Source organism: Nocardia sp. NPDC052112, from assembly GCF_040680135.1.
Lineage (GTDB): Bacteria > Actinomycetota > Actinomycetes > Mycobacteriales > Mycobacteriaceae > Nocardia.
This window is the reverse complement of sequence record NZ_JBFAWD010000011.1, coordinates 231,706-248,926: the sequence shown is the minus strand read 5'-3', so window position 1 is coordinate 248,926 and position 17,221 is coordinate 231,706. Positions and strand designations below refer to the sequence as shown.

At 65.4% G+C, this 17,221-nt stretch carries 22 protein-coding genes; 5 read left to right on the top strand and 17 right to left on the bottom strand.

Features of this window, described 5'->3' with window-relative positions:
- Positions 1-18: 18 nt before the first annotated feature.
- From AB0L58_RS23030 to AB0L58_RS23010, 5 genes are all read right to left on the bottom strand, one after another.
- The gene (locus tag AB0L58_RS23030; protein ID WP_364389558.1) at positions 19-405 is read right to left on the bottom strand and encodes a phage holin family protein; all 387 of its coding nucleotides are present in this window, start codon (positions 403-405) and stop codon (positions 19-21) included.
- Positions 406-482: 77 nt separating this feature from the next.
- Positions 483-1,061 carry a Clp protease N-terminal domain-containing protein gene (locus tag AB0L58_RS23025; RefSeq protein WP_364389557.1) on the bottom strand — a complete coding sequence of 193 codons (579 nt, stop codon included), beginning with the start codon at positions 1,059-1,061 and terminating at the stop codon, positions 483-485.
- Positions 1,061-1,282: a helix-turn-helix domain-containing protein gene (locus tag AB0L58_RS23020; RefSeq protein WP_364389555.1), complete on the bottom strand. Its 222-nt coding sequence runs from the start codon at positions 1,280-1,282 to the stop codon at positions 1,061-1,063. The genes AB0L58_RS23025 and AB0L58_RS23020 overlap by 1 nt, the downstream gene beginning before the upstream one ends.
- 114 nt (positions 1,283-1,396) lie before the next feature.
- A complete protein-coding gene (locus AB0L58_RS23015; RefSeq protein WP_364389554.1) occupies positions 1,397-2,482 on the bottom strand; it encodes a PLP-dependent cysteine synthase family protein in 1,086 nt (361 codons plus the stop codon).
- Complete coding sequence (locus tag AB0L58_RS23010) at positions 2,479-2,829, bottom strand: DUF4229 domain-containing protein (protein ID WP_364389552.1); 351 nt, start codon at positions 2,827-2,829, stop codon at positions 2,479-2,481. The genes AB0L58_RS23015 and AB0L58_RS23010 overlap by 4 nt, the downstream gene beginning before the upstream one ends.
- A 181-nt stretch (positions 2,830-3,010) precedes the next feature.
- Here AB0L58_RS23010 and AB0L58_RS23005 point away from each other — a divergent pair, with 181 nt between their 5' ends.
- Together AB0L58_RS23005 and AB0L58_RS23000 are read left to right on the top strand one after the other, a co-directional pair.
- The gene (locus tag AB0L58_RS23005) at positions 3,011-3,220 is read left to right on the top strand and encodes a BldC family transcriptional regulator (protein ID WP_062983746.1); all 210 of its coding nucleotides are present in this window, start codon (positions 3,011-3,013) and stop codon (positions 3,218-3,220) included.
- Positions 3,221-3,334: 114 nt separating this feature from the next.
- Complete coding sequence (locus AB0L58_RS23000; RefSeq protein WP_364389551.1) at positions 3,335-3,532, top strand: hypothetical protein; 198 nt, start codon at positions 3,335-3,337, stop codon at positions 3,530-3,532.
- A 459-nt stretch (positions 3,533-3,991) separates the two neighbouring features.
- On the opposite strand, the gene AB0L58_RS22995 is transcribed toward AB0L58_RS23000, so the two are convergent.
- Positions 3,992-4,606, bottom strand: a complete 615-nt coding sequence (locus tag AB0L58_RS22995) for a hypothetical protein (RefSeq protein ID WP_364389550.1) — start codon at positions 4,604-4,606, stop codon at positions 3,992-3,994.
- A 135-nt stretch (positions 4,607-4,741) separates the two neighbouring features.
- Here AB0L58_RS22995 and AB0L58_RS22990 point away from each other — a divergent pair, with 135 nt between their 5' ends.
- Entirely contained in the window at positions 4,742-5,563 is an 822-nt protein-coding gene (locus AB0L58_RS22990) for a hypothetical protein (protein ID WP_364389549.1), read from the top strand.
- 230 nt (positions 5,564-5,793) lie between these two features.
- On the opposite strand, the gene AB0L58_RS22985 is transcribed toward AB0L58_RS22990, so the two are convergent.
- Positions 5,794-6,252: a MarR family transcriptional regulator gene (locus AB0L58_RS22985; RefSeq protein ID WP_364389548.1), complete on the bottom strand. Its 459-nt coding sequence runs from the start codon at positions 6,250-6,252 to the stop codon at positions 5,794-5,796.
- A gap of 86 nt (positions 6,253-6,338) precedes the next feature.
- Here AB0L58_RS22985 and AB0L58_RS22980 point away from each other — a divergent pair, with 86 nt between their 5' ends.
- Positions 6,339-7,286, top strand: a complete 948-nt coding sequence (locus AB0L58_RS22980) for a zinc-binding dehydrogenase (RefSeq protein WP_364389546.1) — start codon at positions 6,339-6,341, stop codon at positions 7,284-7,286.
- Between the two features lie 139 nt (positions 7,287-7,425).
- Here AB0L58_RS22980 and ccsB read toward each other — a convergent pair whose 3' ends face one another.
- From ccsB to hemL, 6 genes are all read right to left on the bottom strand, one after another.
- A complete protein-coding gene (gene ccsB, locus AB0L58_RS22975; RefSeq protein ID WP_364389545.1) occupies positions 7,426-8,394 on the bottom strand; it encodes a c-type cytochrome biogenesis protein CcsB in 969 nt (322 codons plus the stop codon).
- Between the two features lie 2 nt (positions 8,395-8,396).
- Positions 8,397-10,034, bottom strand: a complete 1,638-nt coding sequence (locus AB0L58_RS22970) for a cytochrome c biogenesis protein ResB (RefSeq protein ID WP_364389544.1) — start codon at positions 10,032-10,034, stop codon at positions 8,397-8,399.
- Positions 10,031-10,867, bottom strand: coding sequence for a cytochrome c biogenesis CcdA family protein (locus AB0L58_RS22965; RefSeq protein WP_364389542.1), 837 nt, complete (start codon positions 10,865-10,867; stop codon positions 10,031-10,033). The genes AB0L58_RS22970 and AB0L58_RS22965 overlap by 4 nt, the downstream gene beginning before the upstream one ends.
- Positions 10,868-11,137: 270 nt before the next feature.
- Positions 11,138-11,761, bottom strand: coding sequence for a TlpA disulfide reductase family protein (locus AB0L58_RS22960; RefSeq protein ID WP_364389541.1), 624 nt, complete (start codon positions 11,759-11,761; stop codon positions 11,138-11,140).
- Complete coding sequence (locus tag AB0L58_RS22955; RefSeq protein ID WP_364389619.1) at positions 11,758-12,432, bottom strand: histidine phosphatase family protein; 675 nt, start codon at positions 12,430-12,432, stop codon at positions 11,758-11,760. The genes AB0L58_RS22960 and AB0L58_RS22955 overlap by 4 nt, the downstream gene beginning before the upstream one ends.
- A gap of 242 nt (positions 12,433-12,674) precedes the next feature.
- Positions 12,675-14,012, bottom strand: coding sequence for a glutamate-1-semialdehyde 2,1-aminomutase (hemL, locus tag AB0L58_RS22950; RefSeq protein ID WP_364389539.1), 1,338 nt, complete (start codon positions 14,010-14,012; stop codon positions 12,675-12,677).
- Positions 14,013-14,202: 190 nt separating this feature from the next.
- On the opposite strand from hemL, the gene AB0L58_RS22945 reads away from it, so the two are divergent.
- Positions 14,203-14,583, top strand: coding sequence for a hypothetical protein (locus AB0L58_RS22945; protein WP_364389537.1), 381 nt, complete (start codon positions 14,203-14,205; stop codon positions 14,581-14,583).
- 11 nt (positions 14,584-14,594) lie between these two features.
- Here AB0L58_RS22945 and AB0L58_RS22940 read toward each other — a convergent pair whose 3' ends face one another.
- The 4 genes from AB0L58_RS22940 to AB0L58_RS22925 all read right to left on the bottom strand — a co-directional run.
- Positions 14,595-14,840 (bottom strand): hypothetical protein, encoded by a 246-nt coding sequence (locus tag AB0L58_RS22940; RefSeq protein WP_364389536.1) that lies wholly within the window; start codon positions 14,838-14,840, stop codon positions 14,595-14,597.
- A gap of 342 nt (positions 14,841-15,182) precedes the next feature.
- Complete coding sequence (locus tag AB0L58_RS22935) at positions 15,183-15,449, bottom strand: hypothetical protein (protein WP_364389535.1); 267 nt, start codon at positions 15,447-15,449, stop codon at positions 15,183-15,185.
- Positions 15,446-15,976, bottom strand: coding sequence for a hypothetical protein (locus AB0L58_RS22930; protein WP_364389534.1), 531 nt, complete (start codon positions 15,974-15,976; stop codon positions 15,446-15,448). Before AB0L58_RS22930 ends, AB0L58_RS22935 begins: the two co-directional genes overlap by 4 nt.
- A 332-nt stretch (positions 15,977-16,308) precedes the next feature.
- Positions 16,309-17,221, bottom strand: a 913-nt coding sequence (locus tag AB0L58_RS22925; protein WP_364389532.1) for a hypothetical protein, incomplete at its 5' end; no start/stop codon positions are given.

Genomic DNA, 17,221 nt, shown 5'->3' with positions numbered 1-17,221 from the left:
TCGCCCGCGCGGCAGCTGTTAGTCGTCGCCGTCCGGTACCAGGACGCCGAGGACCCAGTTGACCACCGCGACGATGATGCCGCCCCACACGGCGGCCCAGAAGCCGTCGACGCGCAGGCCGTAGTCGGTGGTTTCGGTGATCTTCGCGGTGAGCCACAGCATCAGTGCGTTGATCACCAGCAGGAACAGGCCGAGGGTCACGATGACCAGCGGTAGCGATAGAAGTTTCACAATCGGTTTGATCACCGCGTTCACCGCGGTGAAGACCACCGCGACGACCAGGATGACGATGACTTTCCCGCCATTGCCCTTGTCTTCCGGACTGAGAATTTCGATCTTGTCGACCCAGGCGGCGGCCAGCCAGATGGCCACCGCGTTGATGATCAACCGAATCAGAAGCTGCATGCGCCAATGCTAGGCCCGACGGGCGGGCATGTGCTGCCACAAAAGACGAATCGGGCGGCGCGCACATGCCCGAGCCCTCACGCCGCACGGTCGAGCAGCGCGTGCACCTTCGGCCGGAGTGCATCGATCGCCTGCGGACCGCCGAGAATGCGGGTGGTGGTCGCATTGGGCGCGCGCAGAATGCCGAGCAGTAGATGCCCGGATTCGATGGACCGGTCCTTACGGGCCAAGGCTTCTCGCAGTCCCAGCTCCAATACCTTCTTGGCCTCCCTGGTGAACGGGATGTGCCCCCAGCCCCGGTCGCGGCCGCGGCCGAATCGGGACCGCTCCTCGGGCATCGCCCGTTCCAGCGCATCCTCGCCGAAGCTCGCCTCCAGACTCTCCCGCACCGCATCCAGATCGATGCCGATCGAGCGCAGCGCCTCGGCATCCTCCGCGCCGAGCGGCTGACCTTTGGCCTGTCCGCCGAGGGTTTCCAGCACATCTCGGCGCGTCAGCCCCGCCTCCTCGAGCAGTGCTCGCAATTCCGGCTCGCCCTGTGACAACAGACCGAGCAGCACATGCTCCACCTCGATCCTGGGTGCGCGCAGCTCCCGTGCGTCCTCCTGGGCGATGACGATCGCCGTCCGCGCCGACCTGCTGAACCGTTCGAACATCAGCGGTTCCCGCCTCTCCGGTTGTATTTCTGGTGGACCGCCTGCTTGCTGACCTCGAGTGCCTCCGCGATCGCCTGCCAGGACCAGCCCTGTTCACGAGCATTGGTCACCTGGATCGCCTCCAGCCGTTCGAGCAGCCGACGCAGTGCGAGCACCGCGTGCAGCCCGACCTTGGGGTCCGGACTGCCTGCGGCGGCCGCCAGTGTGGTTGCTTCAGTCATGTCGTCAATTTTGATTGACGCCCGCCAGCGTTGTCAACAAAAATTGACGAGGTTCGCCGCGAAAAACCCCGCCGCCCCGGCACTGCCGGGCGGACGGGGTCGCGTTATCGCGAGCTAGCCGGACCAGATTCCGGTCGCGGCGAACTTCTCCAGGATCGCGGCGGGTGCGGCGAGGTTCATCCCCTGCGCCTCGACCCACGCGTCGTCGAAATACGTCCCGGCATAACGATCTCCACCGTCACAGAGCAGCGTGACCACGCTGCCCGAACGACCGGCAGAGATCATTTCGGCAATGAGTGCGAACGCACCCCATAAATTGGTTCCGGTCGAACCGCCTACCCGGCGGCCGATTGCCCGACTCGCGAGCCGGGCGGTGGCGATCGATGCGGCATCGGGCACTTCGATCATCCGATCCACCACCTGACCGATGAACGACGGCTCGACCCGTGGGCGGCCGATCCCCTCTATGCGCGACGGCATGCCGGTCTGATATCCGGCATCGGCCGTTTCGTAGCCGCCGTAGAACGCGGAGTTCTCCGGGTCGACCACGGCCAGTTTCGACGGGAAGTGGTGATAGCGGATATAGCGACCAATGGTGGCACTGGTGCCGCCGGTACCCGCACCGACCACGATCCAGTCCGGCACCGGATGGGCCTCCAACTCCATTTGCTGGAAGATGGATTCCGCGATGTTGTTGTTGCCCCGCCAGTCGGTGGCGCGCTCGGCATGGGTGAACTGATCCATGAAGTGGCCACCGTATTCGGCGGCCAGCCGCGCCGCCTCGGTGTACATATCCGGTGGGCGCTGTACGAAATGGCAACGGCCGCCCTGGGCTTCGATCAGCTCGATCTTCTGCGGCGAGGTACTCGCCGGCATTACCGCGACGAAATCCAGGCCGAGCAATTTGGCGAAATACGCCTCGCTGACCGCGGTCGAACCGGACGACGCCTCGACCACCGTGGTGCCCTCGGTGACCCAGCCGTTGCAGATCGCGTACAGGAACAGCGACCGCGCCAGGCGGTGCTTGAGGCTGCCGGTGATGTGGGTCGACTCGTCCTTCAGGTACAGCTGGACGTGCCAGGCGGCGGGCAGCGGGTACCGGATCAGATGGGTGTCGGCGCTGCGCTGGGTATCCGCCTCGATGAGCCGCACGGCATTGTCGACCCAGGCGCGTGGCGTACTGCGGTCGCAGTACTTCACGAGGCCGCGCCGGTCTGGTCGTCGTCACCACGCAGCCGGGCGCGCAGCTGCGCCTTGTCCTGGCGACGCTTCGCGTCGACGACCGCGATGTCCTCGTTGACCCGAGCGCGCAACTTCTTGAACAGCGTCAGCGACAACGGCATCGCGATGATCAAGGCGAACAGGGCGGCGACCACCAGCGGGATATCCACCGAGACGAGCCGGGCGACGCCGATGATCGCCGCGGTGATGACGACGACCAGCCCCAGCCTGGCGAGCGTGTACAGCGCCAGATTGCGGGCCAGCCGGGCGCCGACGCCAGCGGTTTGCTGTTCGGGTTCACCTTTCGGTGGAGTTGCCTCACTCACGCCGTCCAGCCTATGCGAAGCTATGACGACCCCCGGTGATACCTCCTGTCGAGGTAAGGCACGTATCCGTTTTGTCTATTACTTCCCCTTTACCAACTGTAGGTGGTTCGAGTACCTAGGGGTTGCAGTGCAACGATGTCGCCATCTGATGAGGGAACTGTCGAGAACGGAGAGGTTTGCTATGACTGCGATCACCGTCGGCGGCCAGGACACCCTGCTGACACCGGGCCAAGTAGCCGCCATGTTCCACGTCGATCCGAAGACCGTCACCCGCTGGGCCCACGCCGGGCGCCTGGGGTCCCTGCGCACACCGGGCGGGCACCGCCGGTTCCGCGAATCCGAGGTACTCCAACTGCTCAAGTCGCTGACCACCGAGGCAACCGCCCGCTGATCCTGGTTCCGCGGGCTCGTAGCCGCTGTCTAGGGGCCCGCACCCACGAATTTCGTGTCTGCGGTGTTCGAAGGCTACGCACGCGACTACCCTCGTTAGCAGGAGGTGAGCGACGTGACGTACCTGTTGGCACTCATCGCAGTTGTGGCAGTCGCGGTGTTGTGCTGGAAGGCGTTCGGCCCCGAGAAGACCGCCGGACCGCCCACGCGTTCGCCGCAACGCAAGCGCATCATAGGGCCGGACGACGACGCCGAATTCCTCTGGCGAATTTCGCGCCAGCATCGCGATGGTGACGGTTCTACCGAGCGCTGAGTGATTTGCGCCCGGTTCGCCGTGCGTTTCCGATAGCCGGACGCGAATCCATTGGTGGCGCAATCATATTGGCCGCACGGCTCAATTTGCTGCTCCGATGCCGAGTCGCGACCGCGCCCTGGGATCTCGCCGCAACCCGGTTTCCGGCGTTCTGCGACAGCAAGCCAGTATCGCCGATGATCACTCACGAACACCGAGGTCGCGCCAAAGCATTTCCTGGGAGGTGGACGCGAAGTCCGGCTCGGCCTCGACAGTCCCCGCAAACGAAAGACGCCGCCGAGGCTCGGGTGTTGTTCCTCGATCTGCGGCCGAGCGACCATGGCCGGCAACTAAGCGAAGCACGACCGGCCGCAGATCCTCCTGCTCCTCATCGGTCAATAGACCGACGAGGTCGTGGAATTCATGTCATCGAAGGCCGCCGACGCGCTCATCAGCGTTACCGTTCGACAGCTCGAACGATCACGGCTCGCCGTTGACGACCGCCATCAAGGCGTCCATGAACGACTGTCCGCCCATGATGTAGCCGCCGGCGATCGCACCGATCACCGCGCCGATCGGGCCGGTGATGAGGCTGAAGAAGAAGACGCCGACGATGGCGCCGATGATGAGGCCGAGGACGCCGCCGACGACCACGCCGACGATGTTCTTGTTGATTTCGTCGGTCAGGCGGGCCATGGAGTTGACCGGCTGCATCTCGCCGATGTTCTTGGCGGTCAATTTCGGCGTGAGAGTGAGGGTTCGGCCGTTGTCGGAGATCGTCTGGTCGACCGCGACATGAGTGCCGGAGAGCTCGTAGGTCAGCGGGACTTCCGAGACGACGGCGCCGGTATCGGACTTCAACTCGACCTTGGTGCCGTTGTCGGCGAGTTCGAACTTGCCGCTGTCGACGGCGGTGGTGAGCACCCGGGGCGCATCCGGAGCATCGGAAACCACTGTGTGGTAACCGATTCCCTGCTCGACGCCGGAGGCCGACACCTCTTTGGCAACTTCCGCTGGCTTCGCATTCGCGGTTCCCGCAGCGATTCCCACGGCGGCAATGGACACGAGGGTGACGGCGAACGTGCCGAACTTCATCAAGGTTTCCTTCTGACAAGCACCGGCCCGGTAGCCGGTTGACGCGCCTAGCGCCACGTAGCTTGTTGCCCCGCATGGCATTTAGGAAACCCCTGACAGCCATTGTTATTCGATTGTTACGACAGCATCCGACCCATGATCATTTCACACGATTATCCTTTTTATCCTCAAAAATGGGTGACTCGACGCGCACGCATCGAATGGTGTAGGCATGACGTGATCTCTCACCATTGCAACTTTCAACTTCGTATCTCGGCGCGCGAGTTCGAACAGCCCTGGAGGACGTCACAGGTGTCGCGTCAACGTGTCCGTGCGGGTCTCACCTTGACGGTCTTCATAGCTGTAACCGCGCTGGCCGCAGCCGTTGTGGCGGTGGCCGCGATGTCGCTGAGCAACGACAAGTCCACCCCGAGCAGCCCATCGCCCGCAGCCCAGAACGACACCGCGCCGACCACCGAGCCGGAACCGTCGTTCCCCGAGCTGCCGCTGACCACCCCCGAGGCTCCACCGACCACCTCCGCCATCCGCAGCACCTTCGACAAGATCGCGGGCGGCCTGAAGGTCGAGGTCGGTGACTGCGTCGAAATCGGCGGCAGCGGCGACAATCCCACCCTCGGCAAGGCCGCCTGCGGTAGCGCAACCTCCAACTACAAGGTCATCGACAAGGCGCCCGAGAACGCCGCCTGCCCCACCGACGCCGACCGCTCCCTCAACGACACCCTGCACGGCGTGAACCGCGCCGCTCTCTGCCTGGATATCGACTGGGTGGTCGGCGGCTGCATGGACCCGAACAAGGACAACCCCAAGCGCCTCGACTGCAACACCAAAGGCGTCCCCAACGCCGTCCGCGTCGTCGACATCAAACAACACACCACAAACGTCAACGTCTGCTCCTCCAGCGACCGCGGAATCGTCTACCAGCAACGCCAATTCATCGTCTGCGTCCACCGGCTGTAAGCCCACGCCGCCCGCGACAGCCCTACTCGATCGCGGACAGCGCTGCTCAGCGGCACCATCATTCGCGTTCCCCGACAACAGCATCCAGCACTCCGGCGCCACACTCTCCGTGTCGATCCACAGGGCCGAAGCGATATGTCTTTTGCCCAGCGACAACGCCATCGCAGTGGAGTGCGCGGCGTTCAGTCGGCGGAACCAGTTGACGCAGCCATCCCAGGCGTGTGCGCCGATTACCGGGTGGGGTGTGCGGTAGGCGTCTGCTCGACGAGGGTCACGGTGGCGCGATCGAGGAGCTCGCACAACAGCCTGTGCTCCTCGTTGGTGAATCGGTCTGTCAGCGCCCGTTCGAGCACGACAACTTCCCCATAGGCGCGGTCGAGCAGCTCGCGGCCCGCAGCGGTGAGGCTGGTGATCATGACCTTCGCGTGCACCGGAGAGGGTTCGCGGTCGATGAGTTTCTTATTCTGCATACCGGTCAGGACGGTCGCCATGCTCTGCTGAGTGACTCCGCACGCGCGCGCCAGCTGGGCGCCGGACATCGCCGCTTCGCGAGACAGAGTGAGCAGCACGGTGTACTGAGTCATGGTCAATCCGTAGGTCCGCAATACGGCCTCGTGGTGTGCCATCAGCGCTTGCTCGGCGCGACGGATACGAGTGCACAGGTATTCCTCGACCGGCACGTCGACCATTCACAACTCCCTAATTTGACTCAGGTATCTGATACTGATTAAGTCTCTGTGTCAGGATACTGTGTCAAGACAGAAAGTTGAATCTGATGAAGGCTGTTGTTCTGGACACCGACGATCAGTTCCGGATCACCGAGCTAGCCGAGCCCGTGCCGGGCCCCGGTGAGGTCGCGATCCGGATCGCCTACGCCGGCGTGCAGTACGGGGATGTATTGGTGCGTGCGGGTCACTTCCCGGTTCCGCGCCCATTTGTGCCGGGTTTCGAGGCCGCGGGTGAGGTCGTCGCGGTCGGCGACGGCGTGGACCGGGCCCGTCTCGGTGCGCAGGTCACCGCGCTGATCAGCGGCGGCGGCTATGCCGAGGTCGTGACCGCGCCCGCGGCGCTGGCGATCGATGCCGCCGGAGTCGACCCGCGCACCGCGGCGGGGTTCGGCTGGGTCACCCCGACCGCGTACGACCTGATCAACACCGTGGCCGGAGTGCGAGCAGGAGACAGCGTGCTGATCCACGCTGCCGCGGGAGGTGTTGGTTCGCTGGCCGGGCAGTTCGCCGCGGCAGCGGGCGCGGACCGGATCGTCGGTGTCGTCGGCAACCCCGGTCAGCTCGAATACGCCCGCCGATTCGGTTACCACCAGGTCCTGACCCGCGAGGAATTCCCTGCCGCCCTGGTCGACGAGTCCTTCGATGTGATCCTGGATCCGATCGGCGGTCAGACCCGCATCGCGAACCTGGCGCGGCTGGCCGCACACGGCCGGATCGTGGTCTACGGCAACATCGCCACCTTCGAACCAGTCACCGTCTCGGCCAACGACTTGCTGATGCATGGGCAATCGCTGTTGACCTACAACAGCAACCTGGCCAGCCAGACTCGACCGGAACGGTTGGCCGACAGCGCCGCCCGCGCCCTGGCCCTGGTCGCCGACGGGTCGGTGCGCATCGACGTCACCGCCGAATACCAGCTGGCCGACGTCGAGACCGCAATCACGAACCTGGCAGACGGCCAGACCCGCGGCAAGAGCATCATCCGCGTCGGCTGAGCCGCGCCTTCCGTCCGACGGTCGGCGCGCTCGGGATCACCGGCAGCGAGCGCACCAACCGCCGGACGGTAGCCGCCGAACACCCTGGATCACAACGTCACGTCGCAAAGATCGACCTGCCTTTCGGCAGGTTGACGGTTTAGTTCAAGCCCGCGTACGAGTGCAACCCGCTGATCACGATATTGATGATGAAGAGGTTGAAGAGCATTGCGACGAAGCCCGCGATGTTGATGTAGGCGGCCTTGGTGTCGCGCCACCCCGAGGTGGCACGGGCGTGGAGGTACGCGGCGTACAGCACCCAGGCGATGAAAGAGCAGGTCTCCTTGGGGTCCCAGCCCCAGAAGCGGCCCCATGCGGCCTCTGCCCAGATGGCACCGAGGATGACTCCGGCGCCGAAGAGTGGAAAGCCGATGATGGTGGTCTTGTAGGCCAACCGATCCAGGGTGCGCGCGTCGGGGAGGCGGCGGGCGATGGCGCCGAGGATATTGTCGGATTCGGCGCCCTCGGGCTGACGCAGGCGGTAGAGGAAGAGCAGGCTGGCTATGCCGGAGACCAGGAAGACGCCGCTGCCGATGCTGACGATGGTGACGTGAATAGGCAGCCAGAACGACTTCAGCGCTGGCACAACGGGTGCCGCGTCGGCGTAGAGGACGGTTCCGGCCAGGAACAGCAGGATGAGAATCGGGACGAGCAGGAAGACCCACATCGAGCGGTAGCGCTGTTCACGCAGGAACACCATGCCGACGACCGCGGCCGCGGCGGTCGCCATGGTGACGAACTCGTACATATTGCCGAGCGGGAAGCGGTGGGTTGCGAAGCCGCGCAACACTATCGAGGTGACGTGCAGGGCAATGGCGACGAACAGCACAGAGAACGCCATATTGCCCGCGCGTTCGGCGAACGGCTTGGCCTGCGGCGTCTCGACCCGGCCGGGCCCGGCGGGACGATCGGAACCACCACCGGCGGTCACCAGTTCACGCGCGACGACCTTCTGCGTCCGCGCCGCCGCGTACTGCACGATCAGCAGCACGAACACCAGCGCGTACACGACGATCGCCGATTTGAAGGCGAGGTCGCTGTACTGGGCGATGGTCTCGTCGATCGGCATGGTCACTCTCCCGTGGCGGATCGGTCATCGAGTAGGCGCTTGCGCAGGCGATCGAATTCGCCGCCCCAGCCCGCCTGATCGGTTCTGGCAAGCCCGCCCATCTCTACTACAGTGCGTCGTTTGCCAACGGTACCCGCTTCGTCATCGGCCGGGTAGCCGCGGATCCAGATGCGCCGCCGCTTCACCAGCAGCGACACCAGCAGCCCGGCCATCATGGCCAACGCACTCACCAGCACCCACTGCTGCGCCGGATCGTGCGATACCTGCAAATTCACAAATTCCTGCGCACCGTCGAAGGTGACCTTGGTGCCGTTGGGCAGCGCCGCCGACTCGCCGGGACGCAGATTGACCCTGGCCTCCTTGGTCAGTCGCCCCTGCTTGACCTGCTCGGGATCCAAGGCGAACAGCGACTGCGGCTTACCGGTATCGAGGCCGGTATCGCCGCGATAGATGTCCACCGCGACGGCCGGATCGTTCATGGTCGGGAATGACGAGGTCAGCAGGCTGCCGTGCAGCAATGCGGTCGGGGCGAACAAACCCTCGATAGCGATCTGGTTCTTGCGACGCTCCTCGTCGGTGGCGTACATGCCGCCGGGCGGATCAATCCGCAGCACACCACTGGACAGGAAGGTCTGCGCATTGTCGGGCCGCCACTGGACGGTCTCGGTGCGGGTCTGCCCGTTCGGGAAGGTCACCGTGAACGTCGGCGCGAAACCGTGGCCCTGCAGGTACAGGCGGTCTCCCGCGACGCGCAGCGGATGGTTCACCTGGATCTGCGCATCACGCCAGGTATCGCTCTGCAGATCGCTTCCGGCCTGATATTCGATATTCGAGGTGAACATCTCGGCCTGGCCGTTCTGCAGGTAGTCGGCCTTGAAATCCTTGACCCGCACGCACAATGGCGCCATACCAGTGCCGTCGTTGATATTGCCCGCCTTGAACGAGTCGAAGACCGCTGGCGAGGTAGTGCAGAAGCCGGGACCGTTGTTCGCGATGACGATGACGCTGCCCTCGTAACCGAAGAGCTTGCCGACCGCGATGGCGACGAGCAGTCCGACCAGGGCCAGGTGGAAGACGAGGTTGCCGAGTTCGCGGGTGTAACCCTTCTCCGCGGAGAGGGTGATCTCACCTTCGCGAGTGCCCTCGCGCACCTCGGTTCGCCACCCACGCAGCTCTTTTCGCGCCTGCTCGAGCACCTTGTCCGGTGTGCCGTCGACCGTCTCGGAGTAATGGTGCGGCAGCCGTGACAGGTTGCGCGGCACCCGGACCGGCGGCGTGCGCAGCGCACGATAGTGATCCAGGCAGCGCGGCAGAATACAGCCGACGAGCGAAATGAAAAGCAGCGCATAAATTGCCGTGAACCAGAAGCTGGAGAACACGTCGAACAGCTGGAACCGGTCCATCCACGGCCCGAGCGTCGGGCGGTCGGCGATGTACTGCTCGACCTTGCCCTCGTTGAGATTGCGCTGTGGCAGCAGCGCACCCGGAATCGCACCCAACGCCAGCAGGAACAGCAGTACCAGCGCGGTGCGCATACTGGTCAGCCCGCGCCAGGCATTGCGCACGAGCGCCCAGGCACGCCCGACCGGGGACTGCTTCGGCTGCGTCACCGGCGCCTCGGGTCTGTCGAGCACGGTCATATCGGCAACGTCACCTCGGAAACGAAGGCGTCGCGCACCCAGGCGACGAACTGGTCCCACGCCCCCGTGACCAGTGCGATCCCGACCGCGACGAGCAATATGCCCCCGATGACCTGAATAGTGCGCGAGTTACGCCGCAGCCAGCCGACACCGCGCAACGCACTCGCCGAACCGAAGGCCAGAATCACGAACGGCAGTCCGAGGCCGAGGCAGTAGGCGACGATCAGTGAAACTCCGCGCACGGCCGTCGTGCCCTCGGTCCCGGCCGAAACCGCCATCACCCCGGACAACGTCGGCCCGAGACACGGCGTCCAGCCGAGCGCGAACACCGCGCCGAGCAGCGGAGCACCCAGAATACCGGTGAGCCTGCGTGGCTCCATCCGCGTATCGCGCTGCAACGCGGGGACCAAGCCGATGAACACCAGACCCATCAGGATGGTGACCACACCGCCAACCCGTTGCAGCAGTTCCCGATTCACATTCAGGGTCTGGATGACGCCGAAAACCGTTGCGGTGGCGAGCACGAACACCACGGTGAAGCCCGCGACGAACAGACCGGCCGCGCCGGCCACTCGGATCCGACCCGTACGTGCCGCAGCCCGCTCGACCGAAACCGCTGTGCCGCCAAGGCCTTTGGCCTGCGCTGCGGTGGCGGGCGGCGCCTCGGCACCGACCAGCCCGGCGAGATAGGACAGGTAACCCGGCACCAGCGGCACCACACACGGCGAGGCGAACGAGACCAGTCCGGCCAGTACGCATGCGCCGAGCGCCAATAACAGCGGCCCGGTCGCCGCCGTCTGCTGGAACGAATCACCTACTGCGGCAAGCACCATCAGTCGGACTCCACCGGGGGTCGATCATCGCGCTCCGGCACCTGCGCGGATTCGGGGGCGAAGTCCATCATAGAATCGGCTGCGGCGCTGCGCGGTACGGCGGCAACACCGACCCACCGGTCATCGACCGTCCAGACTCCGCGAACGAGACGGGCGGCCTGCCGCGGGCGACAGGCACGCGGGCTACGAGTACGGCGATCGCGATTCACGATTGCACCTTCCTACCGCTCGCTATCGAGCGGGACGTAATTACGGCATGGGCCGAACAACTCACTGCGAACCTTCCGCGGCAATGCGTTCGACAATTGGTTGGAGGTCTTCCGCCAACAGCGAGCGGAGGAAGACAGCGGCGACCCGATGTTGCCGATCCAGCACCAGCGTGGTGGGAATGACACTGGTCGGGAAGTTGCCGCCGAGCGCGAGCAGGGTGCGCATGGACGGGTCGTAGACGGACGGATAACCGACCTTGTTGTCGACGACGAAGTCCTGTGCCTTGTCCTGCTGGAAATCACGGACATTGATGCCGAGAAAGACGACGCCCTTGTCCTTGGTTGCCTCGTAGACCTTTTCGAGTGCGGGCGCCTCGGCGCGGCACGGCCCGCACCACTGCCCCCACAGATTGAGCACGACCACCTTGTCCGGGAAGTCGGTGACCGAAGTGGTCTTGCCCGAGGTCATCAAATCCGGCCCGGCGAGCTTGCCGATGGTGCCACGCGCGGCGGGCGGATCGTAGAAAATATCGGTTTTGCCACCGGGCGAGACGAATTCGAACGTACCGCCGGAGGCCACCGCATCCTTCCCGGTCGAACAACCCGCGAGCGCGGCCACCAGGGCCACGCACGCGAACAGGACCGGCGCGAAACGCCGGGCCGACGGCCGGGAAGAAGTTCTCATGCGCCGTGCACCGTGGGATCCGAACCACCCGCGGGCTCGGAGTAGACGATGTCGACGAGGGTGTCGCCCTGGTAGACCAGTGAGGTCAGCGAGGCGAGCGAGCACTGCCGGTGCCGCGGATCGTGCCAGAGCCGCTGTCCCTGCAAGAACCGCCGCAGCGTCCAGACCGGCAGCTGATGCGAAACCAGCACGGCCTCGTGTCCGGCCGCCTCGACCCTGGCCTTATTGACCGCGGCCAGCATGCGGTGCGCGATCTGCAGATACGGCTCCCCCCAGGACGGGGTGAACGGATCGCGCAGCTTCCACCAGTGCCTCGGCTTGCGCAGCGCGCCGTCACCCACCGAAACCCGCAGGCCCTCGAATGTGTTGCCAGCCTCGATCAGGTTCTCGTCGGAACGCACGAGCAGCCCGTGCCGGCGCGCGATCGGCTCCGCGGTCTCCTGCGCACGTTGCAGTGGCGAGGCGATCACCAGTGCGATGTCGTGATCGGCCAGCGACCGCGCCACCGCACCGGCCTGCGCCCGACCGGTCACCGAGAGGCTGAAACCGGGTAGGCGACCGTAGAGAATGCCCTTCGGGTTGTGCACCTCGCCGTGCCGCAGCACGTGCACGATGGTCTCGACGGTATCGTCCTCGACCGCGTCGGCCGACTCCGCGCCGTGGGGGCGGATGACGGTAGCGCGCGGCGACGCGATCACCACCGGCTCGTCGGCATCGGGCTGGTCGACCGCCGTTTCGACGGCACCGGATTCAGCCGCGACCCGATCGGATGCGGCGATACCGGACTGTTCGGATTCATCAACGGCGCTCGGCTGCTCGGCGACAGCGGAATCGTATTCGTCGGCGGCGCTTTTCACGCTGTCGACAGGGGTATCCGGTAGTTCGCGCACTTCTGAATCTGGCTGGTCGGAACTCACGCGCGGGATCCTTCGGGGGTGGCGGCCGCGGCCGCATGTGCGGCGGCGGGCAGGGCTGCGGCGATTCGGTCGAATGCGTCCTCGTCGAGCGCCGCGGAGACGAACCATGCTTCGAACGCGCTCGGCGGCGCATACACACCGCCGTCGAGCAGTGCGTGGAAGAAGGGCGGAAAACGCCAGGTCTGGCTGGCTTTGGCGGTGGCGTAGTCGGTGACCGGACGGTCGGCGAAGAACACGCTCACCATATTGCCCGCGAACTGGACCTGATGCTCGACCCCCGCCGCAGCGAGCGCCTCGGTGAACAACCCACCCAGTCGCTCGGCATTGCGATCGAGTGCGGCGTATACCGCGTCATCGGCCGCACGCAGCGAGGCAAGACCGGCGGCGACGGCGACCGGGTTCCCGGACAGGGTGCCGGCCTGATATACCGGACCAAGCGGCGCAAGGTGATTCATGATGTCGACGCGCCCGCCGAACGCGGCGGCGGGTAGTCCACCACTCATCACCTTGCCGAAGGTGTAGAGGTCACCGGCGACGCCGTCGCGGCCGAACCAGCCGGACCGGCTCACCCGGAATCCGGTCATCACCTCGTCCATGATCAGCAGTGCACCGTCGTCCCCGGTCAGTTTGCGCAGGCCCTCGTTGAAGCCGGGCAGCGGTGCGACCGCACCCATATTGCCCGCGGCCGCCTCGGTGATCACACACGCGATCTCACCGGGATGCGTGGCGAAGGCCCTGGCGACGGCGTCGATGTCGTTGTACGGCAGCACGATGGTGTCGCTCGCTTGCGCGCCGGTGACGCCGGGCGAGGTCGGCAGGCCGAGCGTCGCGACACCGGATCCGGCGTCAGCGAGCAGCGCATCCACATGACCGTGGTAGCAACCCGAGAATTTGATGATCTTGGCGCGACCGGTGTAGCCGCGCGCCAACCGGACCGCGCTCATGGTGGCTTCGGTACCCGAGTTGACCAGACGAACCCGGTCCACCGGTGCCATCCGTTCGGCGATCAATTCGGCGAGTTCGATCTCGGCCTCGGTCGGCGCACCGAAAGACAGTCCACCGACCGCCGCCCGCCGCACCGCTTCGACCACCTCGGGATGCGCGTGGCCGAGAATCATCGGCCCCCAGGAACACACCAGGTCGACATACTCGTTGCCGTCGACATCGATGAGTGTGCAGCCCTTGGCCGATGCGATGAATCGCGGTGTGCCGCCGACGGACTTGAATGCCCGCACCGGCGAATTCACACCGCCCGGAATCACCGAAGTAGCCCGGTCGAAGAGCTGAGTCGAGACCGGCACCGATGCCCTGGTCGCGCGCGGAGAAGAACTCACGACGTCCAGTGTCTCAGCCCGATCGGAACGAGTCGACGACAGGGTGTAGTCGAGTGACGCAGACCGCAGCTCGGCCGCGCGCACCGGCGCAACACGCCGATCATGGTTGCGGCCGATATCGGTCGCTGACCGATTGCCGGTGCGTAATCTCGGTGCGTCGTCGCACCATCTAGCCCATCGGGAGGGTCCAATGCGGTTTGCCGTCACCAGCGCCACAATCTTTGCCGCGCTCGCCGCCGCCGTCACCTTCGACACCGGGACCGCGGCCGCCGCGGATCCGGTCATCCAACCCGACCGGGTCGGGCTGCATCTGGATCACGCGGAGACCGTGGCCCTCGGCGATGGACCGCTGCCGGCGTTGGTCAGCATGGTGGTGCCGCTCAACCGGATCGGTGCCGGACTCAAAAACGATACCGAGATCCACCGCGACGAGAACGGCGGTGTGCACGCCTCATTGCGCCAGGTCATCATGGAGGCGGCCGATCATCCGGACGGCACCGTCATTCTGTACGTCAATGCGCCGGGCGCCAGGGACGGCCGCGCGCTGGACGTTTATCAGAATTGGGGCTAGGGGTGGTCGACTCAGGTGTACATGCACGGCACCGAGGCCGAGATGGTGTGCAGCTGGCACATGAAGTTGTTGTACACACCCGCCGAACCCGAATCGGGCACGAAGATCGGCGCGGGCTGGGCCACCTCGGCCTGAGTGTCGGTCTGGGCAGCGGGCTCCAGCGGCAGTCCCGGTGCGGCCCACGCGGGCGCCGCTCCGATCGCTGCCGCCACGACGACCGCGGCGCACACTTTCCCGGCAAAACGAATCACAAGCATTTCTCCCAGTCGACACAATTCGGAAACCGGCCGAAAGCATAACGGCCACAACAGTATTCACTGAATGCCGACCGTTACACCTCGCGGCTGCGGCACTTGCACGGTAGTGCAGTCGCGGCCGATGCGCCAGGGCACGTCTCGGATCGCCGGTGCCCGAGCGCAGTCGGCGCTAGGCAGTGACGCTCGAGCAGCGCAGGACGAACCCGGTGGTCAGGCAGACAGGGCCGACAGCAGATTCAGCGGCGAGAACGATGACATCGTCGCGCGTCAGGCCGGCGATGCTCCCGCGAAATTCGCGATCGAACGGCCGTGGTGCCGCCGATCGCCGGTGGTTGTCCTTGGTCAGCGCGAACGCGCGGCACGGACCGTGCGCGCGACGGCATCGATGGCGAGCACACCGGCCACCATGACCAGGAAGGCGGCGAGCATCAACCACGGAGCGCTGTAGCGGGTGGAGTCGAAGCCGGGCACCTCACCCGACGGCGCGAAGGTGGTGGTGATCAGCCCGTTGCGCCAGCTCACCATCGCGAGCACGGTACAGCCGAGCGCGAGGGTCAACTCGACCAATGCCGTCAGCATCCGGTCACCGAGCGCGATCAAGCGCGTCAACGATCCGCTCCGTTCTCACTGTCTTCGGTTTCCTCGGTCCGCGTGACCTTATCGGTCTCGCCGAGCGCTGCGGTGAGCGCCGCCCGCAGTCCGCGGTGATCCTTCGCCCACGCCTGTACCAGTTCACCACCGACGAGCCGCAGCCCGATGCCGGCGCGCCGGCGTGGCACCCCGCTCAATTCGCCGAGCGAACGCGCCGATTCCCAATCCTCATCATCCCGGGAGTCCTCGTCCCGCTCGGGCAGCACCGCATCGATCGACGCGAGCGGGAGGGTCTCGGTGCCCTCGCGCAGCGCGACTGGGGTCAACTCGACGCTCACATGCCGCTGCCCGGCGATCACCTGCAGCACAACGAAGCCCGCGATCAGCGCGGCACAGAAAATGAGGGCGAACCAATGCACCTGGGCCGCGGTCACCAATTCCAGAATCAGCACGAGCAGACACAGCAGCGGCCCGTAGGCCACCGCACGCCAGCGCGCGCCCAGTTCGGCGAACAAGATGGTCGTGCCATCCTCGGAAGCCGTCACACCATGCTCCCGGTCGCGCCGAGCACGGCGACGGGGATCGACATCCGGCCCCTGATCAGCCGACTGCGCCGGGCAGTATCAGCAGCGCGACGGTGACCAATGCGAACAGGATCAGCAGGCTCAGCACGAGCAGATCTCGTCGAATGCTCTGCGGCTGTTGAATCACCACTCGCATCGATGCCTCCGATCTCCCGGAACCATCTGGTCGACGTAGTTACAAAACGTAAGACAACGTGTAACGAACGACTTCCGGTTCCCATGTCCTCTGTGACAACCCTCACGATACATGCTGCCGATTTCTTGACAAACTCGCGGACGGCTCCGATCGCCGTTCACCTGCGATTCATCTGGAAGTACGCGGTCGAGTCCGGACGGTGACTCAGATACACCGCACCCGCCGCCAGCACGCCCTGCACGATCGCCGCACCACCGGCCACCAGCGAAGCCGCCCCCGTCACCGCTTCCAGCGCGAACAGAGTACCAACCCCGACCAGCAACAGCCAGACACCCACGGCGGTCAGAAGTGTCCGCGCCCACAGCTTTCCGCGCACGAACTGGTGCACGAACAGCAACGCGAATGCGGCCAGCGCCAACCCGATCACCACCGCGACCACAAAAGCCAACGAGACCATCAGCTCCGCGTTGGCCATCGTGAAATTCGGATCGCCGACGTGCACCTGGTCATACATCTTCTGCGCGAAATCCTTGCGCTGCTGAAACGCCGCGACAACCGACCCGATCATCTGCACGATGCCGAATCCGATTACACCCCACCACAATTGCCGCGCCGTCCGAATATCCTCGGGTGGTTCCGGCCGCAACCGGGGCGGCCCCATAACGGGTCCGCCCGGGTACGGCCCAGGCGGATACATCCCGGGTGGATACGGCATCGGCCCATATGCCCCCGGCGGAATCACACCCTGCGGATACGGTTCGGGACGATTCGCACCCTGCGGATGCGCCTCAGCCGGGTTCGCGCTTTGCCGATGCTGCCAAGGCAGGTTCACACCCGCGGGCCTCGAACCGTGTGGACTCGATTCAGCCACCCCGAGCACCTCCGCACCCTGCGGCACCTCGGCCGACTCAGCGCCCTGCGACCCAGACGGATTCGCGCCTTGCGGATACGAGCCCGAGGAATTCACGCCCGCACGACTCGAACCGGGCGATTCCGTGCCCGCACCACTCTGACCAGGCCGAATCGAATCAGCCACCCCGGCCACCTCCACACCCTGCGGCACCAAGACC